The 19,397-nt window shown below is 74.6% G+C and carries 10 protein-coding genes; all 10 read right to left on the minus strand.

Annotated features, from left to right (window positions below; translation table 11 throughout):
• Positions 1-33 precede the first annotated feature (33 nt).
• On the minus strand, positions 34-2,070 hold the full coding sequence (locus AB0G35_RS03425) for a hypothetical protein (protein ID WP_360942918.1): 2,037 nt from the start codon (positions 2,068-2,070) through the stop codon (positions 34-36).
• Entirely contained in the window at positions 2,067-4,172 is a 2,106-nt protein-coding gene (locus AB0G35_RS03430) for a hypothetical protein (protein WP_360942921.1), read from the minus strand. The genes AB0G35_RS03425 and AB0G35_RS03430 overlap by 4 nt, the downstream gene beginning before the upstream one ends.
• Complete coding sequence (locus tag AB0G35_RS03435) at positions 4,169-6,814, minus strand: hypothetical protein (RefSeq protein ID WP_360942924.1); 2,646 nt, start codon at positions 6,812-6,814, stop codon at positions 4,169-4,171. Before AB0G35_RS03435 ends, AB0G35_RS03430 begins: the two co-directional genes overlap by 4 nt.
• The gene (locus AB0G35_RS03440; protein WP_360942927.1) at positions 6,811-10,464 is read right to left on the minus strand and encodes a tubulin-like doman-containing protein; all 3,654 of its coding nucleotides are present in this window, start codon (positions 10,462-10,464) and stop codon (positions 6,811-6,813) included. The genes AB0G35_RS03435 and AB0G35_RS03440 overlap by 4 nt, the downstream gene beginning before the upstream one ends.
• Positions 10,465-10,590: 126 nt before the next feature.
• Positions 10,591-12,864 carry a VWA domain-containing protein gene (locus AB0G35_RS03445; RefSeq protein WP_360942930.1) on the minus strand — a complete coding sequence of 758 codons (2,274 nt, stop codon included), beginning with the start codon at positions 12,862-12,864 and terminating at the stop codon, positions 10,591-10,593.
• A gap of 140 nt (positions 12,865-13,004) precedes the next feature.
• Complete coding sequence (locus AB0G35_RS03450; protein WP_360942933.1) at positions 13,005-13,571, minus strand: Pycsar system effector family protein; 567 nt, start codon at positions 13,569-13,571, stop codon at positions 13,005-13,007.
• Entirely contained in the window at positions 13,571-14,665 is a 1,095-nt protein-coding gene (locus AB0G35_RS03455) for a hypothetical protein (protein WP_360942936.1), read from the minus strand. The genes AB0G35_RS03450 and AB0G35_RS03455 overlap by 1 nt, the downstream gene beginning before the upstream one ends.
• Positions 14,658-17,168, minus strand: coding sequence for a hypothetical protein (locus tag AB0G35_RS03460; protein WP_360942939.1), 2,511 nt, complete (start codon positions 17,166-17,168; stop codon positions 14,658-14,660). Before AB0G35_RS03460 ends, AB0G35_RS03455 begins: the two co-directional genes overlap by 8 nt.
• Positions 17,169-17,173: 5 nt before the next feature.
• Positions 17,174-18,061 (minus strand): hypothetical protein, encoded by an 888-nt coding sequence (locus tag AB0G35_RS03465; protein ID WP_360942942.1) that lies wholly within the window; start codon positions 18,059-18,061, stop codon positions 17,174-17,176.
• Between the two features lie 163 nt (positions 18,062-18,224).
• Positions 18,225-18,935, minus strand: coding sequence for a Crp/Fnr family transcriptional regulator (locus tag AB0G35_RS03470; RefSeq protein WP_360942945.1), 711 nt, complete (start codon positions 18,933-18,935; stop codon positions 18,225-18,227).
• Positions 18,936-19,397: the final 462 nt, after the last annotated feature.

The raw sequence follows: 19,397 nt of genomic DNA on the forward strand, positions 1-19,397 counted from the left end.
GCGGGTTCCCGGCCGGGGCCCTCCCGTTGCCGACTACGCGAAGATCAGCACGATGGTGAGCAGCACCAGGATCACGCCGACGCCGGTGCCCACCACGCAGCCCAGGCTGGAGGTCAACTCGTTGAACCGGCTGCCGAAGGCGGGTGGATCCGGTGCCGCCGAGGTGGGAGCCGGGGCGGGCGACCGGTCGCCGGCTGCCGGTGTGGTGGTGGCGGGGGCCAGGGTCTTCTGGTGCACGTCCCGGACGATCTGCTGCCAGAGGCCGGGTGGCAGGTCGGGGGCCACGCCGTTCGCCGGGACGATGATGCTGTCCCAGAGCCAGTTGCCCGCGGCGGGGTGACGGTCCCGGCACATGCGGTGCAGCAGCTCCCGCAGGTCGGACAGATAGCGTGCGTCCCTGGTGAGCGGGGCGACCGCCCAGAGGTAGAGCTCGGCGGCCCGGCGCGCCATGGCCAGCCGGGACATCGAGTCCGTGTCCAGCCCGCGCGGCTCGAAGTACAGCCCCTTGTCGAGCACTACCCGGCACAGGTCGTGCTGCACCTGGGGCCGGCGCTCCCGCACCCGCCGTGCGTCCCCCAACTCCTCCAGCAGCAGCCCCAGGGGCTCCGGCGGCAGCCCGCCGGACCGCAGCACGTCCAGGAGCGCCTCGTCGGGCAGGTCGCGCAGCCGCTGCTTCAGCTGGTCGTACCGCGGGTCGTTCCGGCGCAGCGGCCGACGTAACTCCTCCCGTACCGTGGCCACTTCGACGGCGCTGGGCACCGGCCGGGCGGTGGGCGTCCGGGCGTCGTCGGCGGGCCGCCCGGGCACGATGGGTGGTGCGGGCACGACGGCTGGTGCGGGCACGGCGGGTGGCTCGTGGGCGGCAGCGGCGGCAGCGGCAGCGGCGGCGGCGGGCGGCGGCTCGGGCGCCGTGTGAGGGGGCGCCTCCCGGACCGGCGGCGGGGTGTCCCGGACCGGTGGTGCTTCGCGGAGCGGCGGCCGTGTCTCTTGGGCCGGCGGCGGTGTCTCCCTGGTTTCCCGGGCCCGTACCGGAGACGTTCCCCGTACCGCCGCCGTCTCCTGTGCGGGCGGCGGCACGCGCGTGGACGCGGATGTAGACGCGGGTGCAGACGTCGGCGGGCGGTCGGCGCTGAGGACGTCGTTGAGCAGGGCCTGCCGCCGCGGCCAGTCCAGCGTCGCGCCGTTCGGCAGCCGGTCGACGAGCTGCGGCAGGCCGGGGCTGTTCGGCGGGTGTGCCAGGAGGTGTTCCACCAGCCGGTGCGCGGCCTTGTGCGCGAACTCCGCCTGGGCCGGCGTGCGGACCATGATCCGGGCCAGCGGGCCCGGCCCGCCGGTGTCCGGTTCCCAGCGCGGTACGCACATCAGCCGCAGCGGATGGCTGTCGACGGTGTCGTACGTGGCGAACGTCCACTCGTGCCCCAGCCAGGAGCCGAAGAGCAGGAACAGGCCCAGGTAGACCAGTGCCGCGGCGTCCCGGTCGGGCGGTTCCTTCTCCTCCGTGAGGAGCGAGATCCGCCGGGCCGGGTCGCGCAGCCACTCCGCGGTGACCAGGACCAACGAGTGCTGGACCGTCGCCAGCCGCTCCACCATCTCCGGCAGCGACTGTCGGGCCAGCGCGTCCAGGTCCTCGCACGCCACCGGGCGCAGCTGCCCGACGGCCTGTTCGACGGACTCCCGGTGGCTCCCCCACCCGCCGTACGCGAGGCCGAGGCACTGACGGGTCTTCAGGGTCCCCCGCTCGCCGATCAGGACGTGGCTGACCGTGCTGGGGCGGCCGCCCCGGTCGGTGGTGGGCCAGCGCTGGACGAGCATCACCTCGCCGTCGCGGGAGACCGTCCGGACGACGCTCGGCCGGGGCGCGGCCGCACCGGACACCCACAGCAACGGGCCCAGTTCCCGGCCCAGTTCCTCGGCACGCTCGGGCGGGCAGGAGTAGGCGACGGCCTTCATGCCGGTGCCCTGGCGCCCCTGGTTGCCGTCCCAGCGGAAGACCACCTGGTGCACCGAGTCCCCGCCGGTGTCACCGGCCGGTGGCCGGTGTGCCGGTCTCCGCTCCGTGAAGTCGCTCACTCCGCTTCCTCTCCCCCTGATCCGCTGGCTTCCGGCGGCGCCGATGGCCGCGCGGCCGCCGCTCCGACGGCGAACGCCTCGGCGCCGCCCGGCACTTCGATGACGCCGTGCATCGCCAGCAGCGACACCAACGGCGCCAGCACCCGCCGGGGGCCCACCCCGGTCGGATAGCGGCCGTGGTCCTCCTGGCCGCCGGTGGCCGACGCGACGTGCAGGGTGCACCGGCGGATCGCGTCGAACGGGCGCAGCCACGCCTGGCCGGCGTGCCGGCGCAGCAGGCCGTAGACGTCCCGGCTCTCCTCGCGCACCCGCGCGGGGTCGAGGGCGGTGGGCGGCGCCTCGCCCAGCCACCGGTCGACGGGCGGCTGGAACCGCAGCAGGTCGGCCTTGCCCAGCACCATCGCGGCCGCCACGTCCAGATACGGGCCGTTCTTCGGCAGCCGGTCCAGGACCGTGCCGAAGGCGAGATCGCCGTCCCGGTTCACCTCCAGGCCCCAGCGTTCCCTGGCGTGGTCCAGGTGCGGCAGCGGGAGCGCCAGCGCCGGGTCGACGACGAAGACCAGGGCGTCGACCCCGAGCAGGAAGCGGAGCGCGGCATCGGTCCGTACCAGGTCCTCGCCGCCGAGGTCGAAGAAGGCGACCGGGCGGACCTGCCCGCGGACGTCGGTGAGCAGCAGCGACTCCACGAAGCGGGCGAAGCCGTCCAGCCCGATCCCGCCGGTGTGGTCGAGGACCTTGCCGTTGCGCAGCGGCTGCACCCTTTCCCGTACGAACCGGGCGTGCTGCTCGGGGTTGACGGACTGCCACTCCAGTCCGAACGGCTTCAGGCCGCCTTCGGTGATCTCGGCGATCATCTGGGTCAGCAGATGGCTCTTGCCGGTGGAGGACTGGCCGACCATCGCGACGGTCAGCGGGCGGCCGTAGGTGAGGTAGGGCACCGGGATGAAGTGCTCGGGGAAGTCCGGGTCCGCGGTGCACTTCTGGACGGCGGACCGCATCACGTCCTGCCGCCGCAGGGCGTTGGTGATCCCTTTGACGTCCAGCTGCTGGTACTGCATCCGGCTGTCGGTGACGTACAGCGCGGTGAGGTCGAGCTGGATGGGTTCCAGGCAATACGGGCAGAGGACGTCGCCGTTGCCCCGCCCGCCGCCGCTGCCGTCCCGGGGTTCGGCGGCGGGGGCCTGCCGTTTGAGGCGCAGTGCCCGGTCGAACGCCTCCCGGTCCGGGCGGGACTCGTCGTCGGCGGGCGCGGCGAGCGCGAGTTGCCGGGCGGCCCCCGGCGCCAGGAGGTCGAGCAGCCCGGCCGGCGTGGGGCGGTCGGCGGCCCGCGGGGCGAAGGCGCCGCGCAGCGTCTCGGCGAGCACCCGGTGCGCGGCGAGGTCGTCGGGCGCCCGGTCGGGCGGCCCGGGCCGGCCGGTCACCAGCTGGTAGAGCACCTGCGCGGCGCTCCACACCGCGTCCCGGGAGTCCACGGACCCTTCGCCCCGGCGCTGTTCGGGCGGGCAGTAGGGGGCCCGCCCCCAGCGGGTCCGCGGCCGCCCGACGCGGGCCACCCCCTCCAGTCCCCAGAGCTGCACGGAGGTGCCGTCCCACAGCACGGTGGCCGGGGAGATGCCGCGCAGCACCAGGCCCTGGCCGTCCAGCAGGCACAGCGCCCGCAGCAGGTCACGGGCGAAGACCCGCTGGTCGCTGGCGGACATCACATGGGTGCGCGCGGCGGCGGTGCCGCGCGGCGCGGCGTACAGCAGGAACGGCTCGGCGGTGTCGAGTTCGTAGCCGATGATCTGCGGGAAGAGCGCCGCGTGCTCCGGGTCGTCCAGCAGCCGGTGCAGCTGCAGCGCGGTGCCCGCCTCGGCGTCCAGCAGGGCGCGGGCCGCCGGGTTCGCCGCGTCGGCGGCGGTCAGCCGCACCTGGACGCACTGCTGGCCCTCGTCGTCGAGCATGCCGTTGCGGATGCGCTGCGGAAGCAGCGGATCGCGGCGGGACTCGCGGCCGAAGCGGACCGGGGCGACCCGGCGCCGCCCCGAGGGGACGGTGAAGGCGAGCGTGGCCCGCCGGGTGCCGTCCGGCTGCACCACATGGGGGTGCGAGGTGCTGGTCACCAGACATCGCCCTCCCTTCCTTCGTACGCATCGACCTGGGGGGACCCGTCGGAGTCAGCGAACCCGCCGAGCCCGTCGAAGCCGTGGCGGCCGTCGGGGCCGTCGGGGCCGTCGGGTCCGGGGCTCTCGCGGGGCCGGACGGTGTCGACCACGCCCATCCGCAGCGGGGTCAGCCGGATCAGCCCGGCGTACCGCCCCGACGACGTCCACAGCGCGTCGGCCGACAAGCCGGTGCCGCCGGTCCGCCAGGTCTTCTCGACCTCGCCGCGCACCGCCTCGGGCGCGAACCTGATCCACACCGCGGCCGCCGGGTCGCGGTTGAGCAGCGTGCCCTGCTCGGGCGAGGACAGCTGCACCACGGCCCGCCGGTCGGCCTCCGCGCCGACCAGTTCGGCCACCCGCTGCGGGTCGGTCCCCAGGAGGTTCGCCGAGGACGGGCGGACGCGGTGGCCGGCGGCGAACGGCGGTGCGGCCAGCACCCCGTTGCGCTGGAGGTGCCGACGGGCCGCCGAGAGCAGCTCGCGGACCCGTGTCTCGGTGCGCTGGACGGCGAGCGCCCCGGCCTGGCCGCGTTCGACCGCGCCCCAGTACGGCGCCATCGCGACCATGGCGGCGTCCGTCAGGTCGCCGGCCAGGGTGGCGACCAGCTCCGGCCCGCCCTCGCCGCTCTCCCGGTCCAGCCAGCGCGGAGCACCGGCGGCGCGGTCGTCCCACGGGTCGAGGGGCCCGGAGGGCTCCTGTTTCCCGGCCGGCCCGGCGGTGTCGTCCCAGGAGGGCTCGTCGTCCCAGGCGTAGGCGCTCGCCCAGTCGTTGTCCGCGTCGTCGCCGACCACCGCGAAGGTGTCCGTCTCCAGGGCCGAGGCGCTGGACAGCCAGTCGTCCGCGGCCGGCGGCTCGGTGCCGGACGCCCCGGTGCCGGCCGGCCGTTCGGGCTCGGGGGCCGCCTCGGCGTCCGCGGCGGCCGCGGTCGCCCGGAGCATGCCGGCGACGGAACGGGCCGCGTCGGCGCAGTACAGCCGTTCGTCGGCGGCCCAGTGCTCCCGGACCGCCTCGGCCAGCAGTGCGTCCAGCCCGGCCAGGGCCCGGCGCAGCGCGAGGGTGCCCTGGTCCGCGCCCCAGGCGTCGGCCGCGGACCGCCAGAGCCGGCGCGCGGTCTCCACCGCGGTGCCGACGCCCACCAGCGCCGCGGCGGTGCTCAGCCACAGCGGCGGGGCGGTCGCGTACGCCAGCACCACCCCGGCCGCCGCGCCGACGACCGCCGCGATCCGGGGCCCCACGATCCAGCGGCCCGGCCGCTCCGCGCCCCGCAACCGGGTCGCGCCGAGCACCGCCAGGCCCACGAAGACCAGCGGAACGAGCACCGCCAGGGCCATCAACGGCCCCTGCCACAGCGCGCCGAGGAGCCCCGCCCCGCCCGCCGCCGCCACCGCGATCGGGGGCACCGGCAGCGGGTCCGCCGCCACCCCGGACCGCCGGGCCACCGCGTCGGCGATCGGGAGGTCGGCGAGCCGCGGCAGCAGTGCCGAACCCGGCACCGGCTCCACCCGCCCGGCCAGCGCGGTGAACCGCCGGGCCACCGCGCGCAGCGCCAGCCCCTGCCCCAGCAGCTTCCCGGCGTACTCCCGCAGCCCCTCACCGATCCGCTCGCCCACGCCCTCGGCCGAGGGCACCCGCAGACCGAGTGCCGCGAGCCGGTCGGCGGTCTCGGCGGCGGACGGGGAGGAGCCCGAAGTGCCGCCGCCGTGCAGGGCGCCCGCGACCAGTTCGCGGTAGTCGACGAGCGCCTGCCGGGCCCGGTCGAGCTCGGCCTCGAACGTCCCCCGGTGGACGGGCCGCAGCAGGCCGAAGACGGTCCGCAGCCCGGCCAGCTCCTCCTCCGCGTCGTCCAGCGCCTCCGCGCACGCGCGGTACGCGTCGTCCGCCACCCCGCCGGTCTCGCGGTGCCGCAGGTCGCGGCCGCCCCGGCCGGCCACCAGCCCGCGCAGCGGCTCGGGCAGATCGGCGCCGGACCGGGTGGCCGGCAACTCCGGCGCGTGGTCGGTGTCCTCACCGGCGAACCGGGTGAGCGCATCGCGCCACGCCCGGTCCCGCACCTCGGGCGGCAGGTCCTGCTCCAGCAGCCGTACGCCGGGCGCGGCGACGGTGTCGGGCAGCGCCCCGAGGTCGTCGAGCACCCGCTGGAAGACGTCCGGCACCGACAGCAGGTCCACCACGACCGCCAGCGCCGCCGGGTCGTCGGGGGCGGGCTGCTCCAGCGCGGTCCGGGCGGAGCGCAGATCGCCCGCCCACAGCAGCGCGGTGCCGGAGCCGCGCAGCACCGCGGGCCGCACCAGCCGCCGGTCCGGCGGCAGCACTTCCTCGTCACCGGCGTACGCTCCGGGCGCACTGCCCACCAGCAGCACCAGCATCCGGACCTCGCCCAACGCCCGGTAGGCGGCGAGGAGTTCGTACTGGCGCTGGTGCTCGGTCAGTCCCGCCGGGGTGTCCACCACCAGGAACAGCGGGTGGTCGGGCTCGGGCAGCCCGGCCCGGCCCAGCTGCCGGGCGACCGCGGACCGCACGGCCGCGGCCGTGTCGAGCTGCCCCGCCTGTGTCCGCAGGTCCAGGTGGACCACGGCGGTGGGCTCCTCCGTCGTGCTCACTCCGCATCACCGTCCCAGGGGTTGCGGCGCGCACGGTCCCGGCCCTTGTCGTCGGCACCGCCGTACGAGCGGTCCTCCCGGGCGTCGTCGTCCCAGGGCGCCCACGGCCGGCCGTCACCGGCGGCGTGCCCGTTGACCCGGTCGCGGTCCCGGTCGCGGTCCCGGTTGCGGTCGCGGTCCCGATCCAGGTCCTGATCCCGGTCCCGATCCAGGTCCTGATCCCGGTCCCGGTCCCGGTACTGATCCCGGTCCGCGGCCGAGCGCCGGTCGCCGGTGCCGTACGCGTCGTTGCCGTACGCGCCGTTGCCGTACGAGTCGTCGCCGTATGCGTCGTCGCCGCGCGCGTCACTCCCGTGCGCGTCACCGCCACCCGCGTCGTTCCCGTACGGGTCGTCGTCCCGGTACGCCCCGCCCGAGGACCGCGGCGCGGTGCCCCAGTCGTCGTCCTCGGTCACCCGGCGCCGGGGCTCCGGGGCCTCCTTGCGGGCCCGGGGCTCCGGCGTGCCGCCGCGGACGTGTTCCAGCAGGGTGCGCAGGGTCGGCTGAATGGCGCGCTGGTCCCCGAACTGGGTGTCCAGCGCGGCCGGCAGGGTCTCCGCCCAGAACTCCCACAGCGGACGCACCCAGCCCTCGACCCGCTCACCGCCGCGCTCCCGGCGGTCCGCCAGCAGCTTCAGCTGCTGCGGCGCGATCTTCTCGACCAGTTCGACGAACAGGGGATGCGGATCGCTGCCGCTGCGGGCCAGTCCCAGCGGCTGGGTCCCCATCAGCTCACGGCAGTAGTCCTCGACGATCCGCTCGTCGTCGAGGACGGTCCAGCGCTCGTACGAGCGGAGCAGCTCCGCCCAGCTCGACACCCCGCCGGGGAAGTCCCCCAGCCGCAGCCGGACGCCGGGCACGTTCTCGCCCTTCTCGGGGAACAGCCGCAACCGCACCCGCTCGGGCGAGGACACATCGCCGTCCACCACGTCCACCTGGCCGTTCCACATGCAGCACAGCAGCCGGTGCAGGATGGCGCGGCGGTCCTCCTCGCCGCTCACCATCCAGCTGTCCCGGTACCCGAGCCGCTGCCGCCACCGCAGCACGTCGTGCGCCTGCTCGTTGTCCTTCGCCCGGGCCCACTGGCGGAGCACCTTGCGGGCCTCCGGGACCTGGGTGAGGCTCATCTCGCTGCGGAACAGCACCACGGTGATCGAGTCGCTCTCCACGCCGCGGTACTCCACCGAGTTCTTGGCGTCGGAGGGCAGCCGCAGCGCCTTGCCGAGGAACTCCTGCACCTCCTCCACGGCCTGGACGCGCGGGTACGTCACCAGCACCCGCAGCGGGCCGGTGCCTTCCGGCGTGAAGCCCACCGGCAGCAGCCCGGTCAGCTTGCGGCCGAACAGTTCCAGCGCCTCCTTGCTGACCTGGTCGGTGGCGTCCGCGTCGCCCGCGGCGGCGGCCAGCAGGGTGCTCATCGGCGGCAGCAGCGGCCGCTCCTCCAGGTGTTCGCCGCTCTCCGCGAACAGCCGGGTGATCCGGCCCTCCAGCTGGGCCTTGACGGCCGCCACCGCACCGTCCGGGTTGCGCCGGCTCTGCGCGTGCACCGAGCGCCAGGTGTCCCCGTCGATCATCTTGAGCAGCAGCGCGGCCTCGTCGTCGTGCTCACGCAGGCCCTCGCGGCGCACCAGCCGGGTGACCAGGTCCTCGTAGAAGTGGTTGAGGGTGCGCTGCGGCGGCAGCAGGTACGAGATGCCGGTGCGGTCCTCGTAGAGTTCGAGCCCCTTCTGCGCGGAGACCTTCCGCTCCTGCTCGGAGTGCTTGCGGAAGGCGTTCACCAGCCGGCCGAGGTCGGTGCCGGCCGCGTCCGCCTGCGGCTGCCAGCGCTGCTGCTGCTCCCGCCACGCCTCGTGCCAGACGATCCGGCTGCGCCACTGGTACCAGGCGTCCTGCGCCCGGAGGACGGCCTGCACATCGTCGTCGCCCCAGCGGGCCGGGGACATACCGGCCAGCCGGCCCTTGATGTGCGGCGTCTTGGGCGGCTGGTCGGTGACCCCCGCCGGGCGCTGCGGGGCGACCGCGCGGCTGTTGAGCATGCCCAGGAACCCCAGGCGGGCGATCGGTTCGTCGCTGTCCGGGACCCCGCGCACGACGCGTTCGGCGAGGAACGGGTCGACGGTCTGCAGGAGTTTGTCGATGGCGGGGCGCGGCGAGAACCGGTCGGCCATCGAGGCGGCCTGGCGGTCGGCGGCGGACTGCAGGTCGGCCAGCAGCCGCTGCATGTCCGCGAGCCGCTCGCCCAGCGCCAGCTCGATGGCCCGGCTGCCGCGCGGCAGCGGCTCGGGGTCGGACACCAGCAACTGCTGCCGCTCCCACAGCGGTTCGAGGCCGGAGTCGGCGAACAGCTGCCGGATCATCGGTACCGCGCCGTCCCGCAGCGTGGTGCGCGGCCGCTCGACGAGATCGGTGACCGCCTCCCGCAGCAGCCGGCCCGCCACCAGGTCGGCCAGCTGGTCCATCGGCGCGGTCATGGAGGCCACCAGGCTGGTGGAGACGCCCTGCCGGCCGATGCCGGTGGGGGACATCGCGCTGCGGTGCACGCCCCGGTTGATGAAGCTCGCGGCGAAGGTCTGGTAGTCGTCGTCGGCCGCGGTCGTGCGGCCCCGGGACCGGCCGTCGCCCAGCTCGGTGCCGATCAGCGACATCACCAGGGAGACGATGGAGCGGCGCAGGTCGTCCTGGCGGATGCCGGCGGTCGGGCTGAACAGGAAGGCGGTGGGCAGGATGCCGGTCCGCAGCCGGATCGGGGTGGTGCCGGGGTAGCGGATGCCCAGGCCGGAGGAGTCGTGGTCCAGGTCGCCGATCTCCGCGCCCTCGGTCGGCGCGTTCTGCGCGTCCACCAGCCGGAACAGGTCGACCAGCGCCCGGGCCGCGTTGAGTTCCGCCTCCCGCCCGCCGCCGGCGGCCGAGGAGAACGAGGACGGCATCACGACCAGCGGGTAGATCTTCACCCCGTCGAACCGGCGCATCTTGAACGCCTGGTTGATCAGGTGCAGGTAGTCCAGGAAGATCCCGGCGCCGGTGCCCCCGGCCACCGAGAAGGCGACGAACACGTCGCAGCCGTTGACCTTGCCGCCGCCCAGTTCGCTCAGTTCACCGGCCGACTTGGCGATCGCGTCGATCGCCTGGAGCAGCGGCTCCAGGACCGGGGCGAGGCTGTGCCGCAGGGTGGCGAACAGGGCGGCGCGCCCGACGGTGGGCAGCTGGCCCGCGCCGTTGTGGAGCGGGGTGACCTTCGGCTCGTCGATGCGCGGCGGCAGCCAGTCGGCGACCTCCTCGCGCAGGCTCGCCCGGAGCATCTTGGTCACTTCCGGCGAACTGTCGAAGTTCGGCAGCAGGTTGTGGGTGGCCCGCGAGGTACGGGCGTACGCGGCCCGCAGCGACGGGTCCACGTTGAACTGCGGCAGGCGCTGGAGGTCGGTCTCGCTGTAGTCGGCGTACACGAACTGCAGGCAGTCGGGGAGCTGGTAGGGGGCGTGGCCGCTGAGGTGGCTGAGCGCGACGCCGTCCGGACCACACAGCTCGGCCCGCAGCCGGCGCTCCAGTTCGGCGCCGACCAGGCCACCGGTGCCGCCCAGGCCGACGAAGAGCATCGGCTGGAAGATTTTCATGGGTTCCTCCCGTTGCGGCCGTACCGGCGGCCGGTCCGTCGTCGATCTGTGTGCAAGGCGCGCGGCACGGCGGCCGCGGGGCGGTGTGCCGGGGCGGGCCGGTGCGCGACCGGCCCGCCCCGCGTGTCACCGGTACGACTCGTAGGCGCTGGTGCCGCCGTCCTCGGCGGCGGCCGTCGGGGTGCTGGTGGGGGTCGTGCCGGTCCGCGTCCGGGAGCTCCGACCGGTCCGGTTGCGGCGGGACCTGGGGGAGCGGGTCTCCTCGCCGAGGGAGAGGCTCAGCCCGTCGGAGAGCGGGGCGGTCTCCCCCGTTTTCAGGCGGGTCCGCCCGGCGCCCTTCTCGCGCAGCCACGCGCCGCCCTCGGGGTTGCGCTGGATCGCGTACATGCCGTGGTTGCGCCGCTCGATGCGCGGGCTGCGGTGCGGTTCGACGAGCGAGAATTCATACCACTGCTTGTGGCCGTGCCCGGCGGGGTGCGTGGCGACCACGTCGCCGTCCTCGGAGAGCAGTTGCAGCACCAGGCCGTACGGGTCCCGGCGGCTGCGCCGCTGCCGCAGCCAGGCGAGGACCACGGCGACGACCGCGGCGATCACCACGGCGCCGATGAGGAACGCCCACCAGTACGTCTCCCAGATGCCGGGCTCCGGCGTGACGGTCACCGACAGCGGGGACCGCGCCAGCGTCCGGTTGCGGTCGGTGGTGTCGACGGCGGTGACGGTGCCGCCGAGCTTCAGCCCGTCGTCGTCGAGCCGGTCGCCGAACGCGTCGGCCGGGCCGAGGCGGACCGTGACCGTCCGGAGTTCGGAGTCACCGGGCTTCACCTCGATCTCGGCCGGGCTGACCGACACCAGCCCCGGCTGGAGGTCGGCGACCGACAGCCGCAGGGTGTGCGGGGTCTTGCCGGTGTTGTGGACCGTCAGGGTGCCGGTGACCTCGTCCCCCGGGTGGGCGTCCGCGTCCGGCAGCCGCAGCGTGCCGGCCACCGGCAGCACGTCCGGCGCGACCACGCCCTTCTCGCTGCGGGTGTCCGCGCTCAGCCCCGAGGCGGTCAGCGTGCCGCTCACCTTCAGTGCCCCGTCGGCGCTCCGCGGGATCGTGACGGACCCGGTGAACGAGCCGTCGCTCGCCGTGGGGTCGGGCCCCTTCCCGTCGTCGGTGAGCTGTACCGGCATCGCGGCGAAGCCGTCGCCGGTCAGCTCGCTGCGGACCCGCAGCCCGGCGTAGTCCCGCGGGTCCTTGATCTGGTAGCCCTCGCGGGTCTGCAGCCGCATGGTCACCGTGGCCTTCTGGCCGGCCTGCGGCGACGGCGGGTCCATGGTGATCGCGCCGCGCAGCTCGCCCTGCCACAGCACGCTGACGCCGACCGGCAGCGAGCGGTGCCCCTCGGGCGCCTCGGCCTTGACCTGCCACGTGCCGGGCACCGGGTCGATGATCTTCAGTGCCTCGACGGTGTCACCGGCGCCCGCCAGCTCGAAGTGCGACTTGTGGTACGTGCCCGAGGTGGGCACCTGGTGGCCGTTCGGGTCGATATAGGTGATGGTCACCTTGGGATCGCTCTTGTCGACCACGATGCTGCCCACGGTCGCCAGCGGTGAGATGCCGACCTCCAGGGTCGCCGGCGGACGCTTGGGGCTGGTGCCGGGCTCGTAGCGCAGGCAGTGCGCCGCGGCGAAGATCTTCTCCAGCTTGGGGCCGAGGTCCTTGGCGCCGGAGACCTTGTCGGCCTGCGGGCGGGCCGAGGGCAGTTCCACGCAGCCCTTCTGGTAGCCGCCGGCGGCCATCCGGTCGAGCTGCGCCTTGTCCGGGGCGGGCCCGAAGCCCAGCGGCCAGATCTGCACGCCCTGTGCCCGGGCGTTCTTCAGCTCCCGGTCCAGCTGCCGTTCGCCCTCGTCCTTGCGGTGCGCGGGGTCGCCGTACTGGGGGCTGCCGGTGACGTCCATCTCCCCGTCGGTGAGCAGGAACAGCACCCGGGGCACCGACGGGTCGGTGCCGGAGCTCAGTTCGTGCACGCCCTGGCGTATCGCGCTCGGGAAGTCGGTGCCGGTGCCCTCGCTCTTCTTGCGGCTGCGCAGCTTGCCGACGCACCCGCCGATCGACTCCCGCCCGGCCGCGTCCAGCGTGGTCCGCGGGCACACCGGGTCCACCGCGCGCTGGTCACCGGACTCGGCGGCGGCGAAACCGAAGACCGTGACGTGGGAGGCCGAGGAGACGTCGCCCAGCGCGATCCGGGCGGCGGCGGCCTTCTCCGCCTGCATGTCCTCGGCCGCCAGACTGGCCGACTCGTCCACCGCCACCGCGTAGTTGACCGATGTGAAGGCCGGTTTCGACGCGGCCGCCGGCACCGGATCGTGGGCGGCGGACGCCAGCAGGGATATCAGCGCCGCGGCGCCGCCCAGCACACGGACCGCGCCACGCCGCGCCCAGCCCCTTCCGTTCCGCCGTCTTCCCCACACTGTTCCCACGGCCGTCCCCTTATTTCGTTGCTGCGTCGTGTGCTTGGTGGTGCGCCGCTGACCGGCGGCGCCGGGCCGGCCGCCGGTCAGCGCGCGGTCAGGCTCCAGGCCAGGGCCAGCGCCGCCGAAGGGGCCAGCGCGCCCACCGCCCAGCGGATGGCCCGGTATTTGGCGGCCAGGATCGAGCTGACGTCCACGGCCTGGATGAGCAGCCACCCGACCGGGTCCCGCCCGGCCGCGGTGACCTCGGCGGCCAGCCGGGGCAGGTCGTGGGGGGCCAGCAGATCGCCGAAGAACGTCACCCCGTCCTGGGTACGGAGCGTGCCGGTACGCGGCATCAGCGCCCGGACCAGCGCGGCCACCGCGACCGCCCAGAGCAGCCCGGCGGCGGCCAGCATGAGGTCGGCCGGGCCGCGCCAGTCGGGCGCGCCGTGCCACCCGATGAGGAACGCCGGCAGCGCCAGCGCCCCGGAGAGCAGCACGGCCGCTTTGGAGTCGGCCCGTCCGAGGTCCTCCCGGACCGTGTTCAACAGCCGTTCGGCGATGCGTTCCCCCGCCCGGTCGTGGCCGTGCCGACCCCCGTCCGGCACCGGCACGACCGGGTCGGGGGAGTCCGTGGCCCCCCTGGCCGCCGTCCCCCCGTCGGCCGTCATCAGTCCTCCTCCGCCCAGGACCATCCGTCGTCGCGGCTGCGCCGGCGGCGGCGCGGCGGTTCGGGCTCGGCGACCACCGGACCGTCGTCCGCCGGGTCGTCCTTGTCCAGATGCGACGGGCGTCCGGCCCGGGACGGCGGCTCGTCCGAGATCCAGTCCGGGGTGAACGGCTCGGACCGGCCGGGCCCGGAGGTGCCCGGGCCCAGCTGCGGGGTGTCCCGGCGGGCGGGCAGCGAGCCGATCGGCCCCTGGACGCGGTGGCGGCCGCGGTTGAGGAGCTCCAGCGCCTGGATCTCCACCTCGCTGGAGTGGATCTGGCCGCTGTCGACCATGTCGAAGAGCCGGTCGATGCGTTCCTTCTCGTCGGCCCGGCCCTCCTGGCGGATCTTCTCCAGGAAGTCCTTGGCCGCCTCGGGCTCGGCCGCCAGCATGTAGCTGAGCTGGTCCAGTTCGCCGCCCTGCAGCATGTCCCGGAACGTGTTCTGGTGGACCCGGGTCAGCTCCGCCGACGCGTGCGCGTCCCGGATGTCGTCCATGTGATGGATCGTCCGGTCGTCCACCCGCAGCCGTACGTACAGCCGCACGCGCAGCCCGAGATCGGCGCCCAGGTCGTCCCAGCGCCCGCCGGCGCACTGCCGGGTGATGGCGCGGTCGGCCTGTTCGGCCTGGTTCACCGGGAACTCCGCGGAAACCTCCCGCAGCCGCTCCAGCGTCGGCGCGGTGAGCCGCTGGGCGACATCGGTCACCACCTCGGTGGCGGCCAGGTGGGGATCGCTCACCGTCCAGTGGATCTCCACCTCGGCCTTGAAGAACGTGGTGCCCCCCGCGGCCGGCAGCTCCAGCTGGAGCGTGGTGACGAACGTGCCGAGCGCGATCTCGCAGATGGTGTGCGGCCGGGCCAGTGCCCGCTTGTCGTGGTGCTCGGTGCCGCGGACGGTGGCCACGCTGTAGCCGCCGTTCCGGTAGAACAGCACCGATGCCGTCCGCGCGCTGGTGTGCCGGAACGGGCCCGTCGGCGCGTACTCCCGCAGGAACGGACCCGCCGGCCCCGGGCCCGCGGCCCCGTCCCCCGCCACGCGCTGGTCGTCAGCCATGCGTTTCCTCCTGGTACCTCTCGCCCGTCCGGTCCCGCGGCGGGACGGCGAGCCACCACAAGGAGCGCGCCTGCGCGTCAGGGAGCGGATTGTCCGGATCCTTCATCATTCGGCGCAGCAGCCAGTCCAGCCGCCGCCGGTCGTGCTCCTCGGTCGCCAGCGCGGGCAGCAGTGCCGCCAGGCCCGGCCGGGTCCACTCCCTGCCGTCCTTGCGCACGGCCGTGCGCAGCAGGGCCTCCAGCGCGTCCATGGCCACTTCCTGGGAGCGCGCGGTGTTCAGCGCGGTCCACATCAAGTCGGCCATGGGGGCGACGAGTTCGGGGTGGGCGACGGCGAGGGCGAGCGGCAGCGGCCAGTCACCGCGGTCCCCGAGCCCGGAGTCGGGCTCGGCGGCCAGTACCTCGTCCACCTTGGTCACCGCGAGCCGGACCGTGGTCACCAGACCGAGGTCCTGGTACGGCTCGCGCCTGTGCTGCGTCCACTCCGCCATCCGCCGCAGCACCGCCGCCCCGTCCGGCAGCGCCAGCAGCCGGACGACGTTGAACGAGGCGACCGCCAGTTGCTCCCCGTCGTCCCGGACCCCGATCCGGGCCAGTGCGTCGAGGGCGTCGTCCGTGGTGGCCGCGGCGTTCCCGTAGCCCAGTGCCATCGCCGCGGTCCAGCGCAGCGACTTCGTCCCGTAGCGGCTCCAGTCGTCGACCAGCCGCCGCACCGCCTTGCGGTGCGAGGCGTGCCCGGCCGCCTGGTCCATCGTGGTGGCCGCGAAGATCCGCCGGCGCGTGCTGCCCGCCTCGGCGAGCGGCCGGATCAGCTCCGCGTAACCGTGGTCGAAGTCCCGTACGCACAGCTCCCCGGCGGCCACCGCGGCCCGCATCCACACCTGGGGACGGGGATCGTCGGCCAGCAGCCGCAGCCAGCGCACCACCGGGCCGCGGACCGGGAAGTGCCGGTCCCAGACCTCGCTGAGCACCGCGCCGGGCAGCGCCGCCCCCCGGTACCAGATCAGCTGGGCGGGCACCTCGGTACCGGCCACCTCGACGGTGCCGTCGGTGAGTTCGGCCCGCGACAGCGCCAGGTCGGACTCCGGGTCGTCGCAGAACAGCGGCCGGGCCGGGGTGTGGTCCGGATCGCTCTGGACGGACAGTTCCCAGGTCAGCAGGTGTGCGGCGGAGGCCACCGTGCTGTGCGAGGCGCCGCCCAGGACGGCCAGCGCGATCCGGAACGCCACCGGGTGGAACAGCGCCGCCGTCCCCGGCCGCCGCCCCGGGCTCCCGTCCGCGGCCGGCGGCGGCGCGGCCAGCGCCCGGTCCACACCGGCGAACCACTCGTGGGCCTGGTCCGCCGCGAGGCTCCGGCAGCCGGTCAGCAGCTCTTCGTAGGAGACGTCGTCCAGCAGGTGCCCGGCCAGCAGCGAGGCGAGCAGTTCGGCCTCGGCGGGGCGCAGGTCGTTCAGCCCGACCGCGTCCTTGAATTCCTCCTTCTCCGCCAACTCCTCGGCGCGTGCCAGGAGTTCGGCCACCCGCGCACCGCCGTCCGGCCCGTCGCCGGTGGCCGCCGCGACATGCTCCTCCAGCCGCTCCTGCAGCCGGGCGGTGCGCAGTTCCTGCCAGGGCACCGGTGGACAGTGCATCCCGTACCGCCCGGCCAGCAGCGGATTCGCCGCCGATCCGACCGTCACGACGATCACCGCGAACGACGCGCGCTCGTCCAGCGCCGCGGCCAGCCCGTCCAGGTCCATCGCGTCCGGCGGCAGCGCACCGGGCCTGCCGAGCGACAGCTCCAGCAGATAGCCGGTGCCGTGCCGCTCCTCCAGCGACCCGGCCAGCTTCGGTACGCCGCCGTCGGTCTCGATGTCCACCCGCAGCACCCGCGGCCCGGACCCGGACTCCTCGCCCGGACCGTCCCCGGTCAGGGCGGTGACCTCGTCGAGGAGGGCCAGCGCGGTGCTGGTGCGCCCGGTGCCGGGTGCCGCGCCGAGCACCAGCAGCCGGCGGGCCCGCAGCGCGTTGCGCAGCCGTAAGTACCCCTCCGGTTCCACGTGCACCTGCCGGAGCCGGCGCAGTTCCTCGTCCGGCACCGGCCCGCTGCGCATCCCCGCCCCGGCCTGCCGGGCGTCCATCCGCAGGTGGATGTCCCCGATGTGGGCGCTCTGGATGTACGAACGGTCGAAGCTGTTCAGGTCCCGCCCGGTGTCGAACAGCATCCGGGTGGCGCGGCGGGTCCGCGACGCGGCGGCGAGGTCGGTCGGCTCCTCCTCGCTCTCCTCTCCGGCGAGCGGATTGCCGGTGTGCTCCTTGAACCGCCCCGCGGCGCGCTCCCGTTCCCGTTCCCGCTCCGCGGCCTCACTGTCGGCGGACTCCCCGCCGTCCCCCTTGTCGTCCGCCCCGCGGGCCCGGTCGTCACCGTCCTTGCCCCGGGCCCGTGCCTCACCTCCCGGGGGCGGCCCGCCGGCCGCCTTCGCCTCGGGCTCGGCCGCTCCCCCCGCCTGCTCCTCCTCGGCCACGTGCCTCAGCCCTTCCGCTGCTCGGCGTCATCGGTGATCCGCCCGATGTGCACGCCCTGCTGGTAGACGTTGTCGTGGTGCCGGGACATGTCGCCCCGGACGACATACCGGTCGCCGGACGTCCGGTCCCCCTTGCCCGCGGCGCCACCGCCGTCGTCCTCGTCGTCCGCGTCGTCCTCGTCGTCGTGAACGTCCCCGTCGCGGTCCGCCGGCTCGGCGGCCCCGCCCCCGCGCCCCGCGGCCCCGGCGTCCGCCGCCGGGCGCGTCCGGCCCGCTCCGGGACCGGGGCCGTCCGGTACGACCGGCGCGTCCCGCCCGGGAAGGTGGAACCAGGCGGTGACCTCGCCCTCCTTGAGCGCCAGCCGGGCCCGGGAGTAGCGCGTCGGCTCGATGAACTTGCCGCCGCTGCGGACCACGTCCTCGTACAGCGACTCGGACACCACCAGCACGAGATCGGCCCGCTCGGCGTCCAGCAGCCGGCGCCCGGTGGGGGAGTCGGCCAGCCGGCAGGCGAGGTCCACCGCGCGCCCGCTGATCCCGCGGCCGTCGCGCCGTACCGGGCCGACGTGCATGCCCACCCGCAGCCCCAACGGGACCCGCAGGCCGCGGTTCTCGTCCCGCAGGTTCTCGTGCACCTCGACCATCCACAGGCCGAGCAGCCGGGTCACCGCGATCCGGCCGGCCACCGACAGCAGTACGCCGTCGCCGCGGTCCTCCATGTGGACCGCGTCCCGCGCCACCTTGGCGTGGTTGAACGCCGTTTCCAGGACCCGGTAGATCCGGGCGCGCATCCGCGGCTTGTCCACGTCGTCGTACTCCCCGGAACGCCGGGCGTCGACGCTGATCACCAACTCGTAGTGCGCGTCCGCGACATCCCTCGCGCCGTCGTCCACCCCGAACCCCCTGTCCTGCCGTTCTGTTCGGTTGCCGTCCCCATAGCTTCCGGCCCGGGACCGGGGCCGTCTGTAGCCGTTTACACACGCCGGGCGTGCGCTCTTCTCGTGAGGTCCGCGCCCCCCGCCGCGCCCGCCCCCGCGGCGCTCGTGCCCGCCGTGCTCACTCCTGATGGCCCTCGGCGAGGAGGGCGAGCAGCGCGGGGTCGAGGATCTCCACCATCCGGTTGCCGGTGCGCACGACGTTCTGCTTGCGCAGCAGCCGCAGGGCCTTGGCGACGGCTTCGCGGGTGGCCCCCACGGTGGCGGCCAGCTCGTCCTGGGCCAGGTGGACGACGGTCCCGGGTCTGGAACGGCCGGGTACGGACGGGGTGTAGGGGCCGGCCGGTTCGACCTGTGACAACTCGCTGAGCCGGGCGGCCAGTCGCTGCAGGACGGTGGACGAGGCGAGCGCGGACCGTTCCTGGTCGGCGCTGCGGAGCCGGAAGGTGAGCTGGCGGATCACCAGTCCGCTGACCCTGGGGTGCAGGGCGAGGAAGCGACGGAACGCGTCACCGGAGATGACCTGGGCCTCGATCGGCCCCAGGGCGCGCACGGTGGCGCTGCGGGGATGACTGTCCAACGCGGCCATCTCCCCGAGGAGTTCACCTGGGCCGCGCAGGCCGAGTATCAGCCGGGTGGCACCCCGGTCCGTGGCCACCGAAACGGTCACCCATCCGCGCAGGAGGATCATGACGTGACTGGTCCGGTCGCCCTCCGTCAGGAGGTGGGCGTCGGCCGGATAGCGCTTCCGGCTTCCGAGAGCCATCACGCTCTCGTTCTCCTGGGCCGTCAGGGCCCGCGCAAAAGCCAGCTCGTCGCCGAGCAGCCCCATGGCCACTCCCCCCACGGCAGCAGTCCGTATGGCCGGATTTCCTAGGCGTTGATGGTCGCAGAGTGATGCTTTGGGTCGAGTGGATTACGCCACACTCCGAATACTCCGCAGTACTCTCCGAATTCCCAGGTGAAGGGCCCGGTCCCGAGTCATCCCCACCGCCCGCCGACCTCCCCATCCAGCCATCGACCCCCACCTCTCGGCCAACGACCCGGAGGTCAGGCCCCCCGCTCGGCCGAGCCGCGCCAGCCGCTCGTAATTGGCCAGAACTCAGGTTTCCGCCAACGGATCGGTAATTCCATTCCACACAAGAGGAGTCACTCCTTCCCCCACACCACCACCTCCAAGATCGAAAAACCCTGAGTTTCCGCACTTCACCGCCCTGTCCGCGCTCCGCCCACTAGGGTTCCCCGCACATGGCGAGTATGTGACGTAGTGCACACGCCGTACAGGGGGCTGCCG

The sequence above is a fragment of the Streptomyces sp. NPDC021749 genome (assembly GCF_040640655.1).
Classification (GTDB): Bacteria; Actinomycetota; Actinomycetes; order Streptomycetales; family Streptomycetaceae; genus Streptomyces.

Coding starts and splice junctions, on each gene's coding strand:
- AB0G35_RS03440 (WP_360942927.1), bottom strand. CDS start 10,464: ATGAAAATCTTCCAGCCGATGCTCTTCGTCGGCCTGGGCGGCACCGGT.
- AB0G35_RS03450 (WP_360942933.1), bottom strand. CDS start 13,571: ATGACGGCCGACGGGGGGACGGCGGCCAGGGGGGCCACGGACTCCCCC.
- AB0G35_RS03455 (WP_360942936.1), bottom strand. CDS start 14,665: ATGGCTGACGACCAGCGCGTGGCGGGGGACGGGGCCGCGGGCCCGGGG.
- AB0G35_RS03470 (WP_360942945.1), bottom strand. CDS start 18,935: ATGGGGCTGCTCGGCGACGAGCTGGCTTTTGCGCGGGCCCTGACGGCC.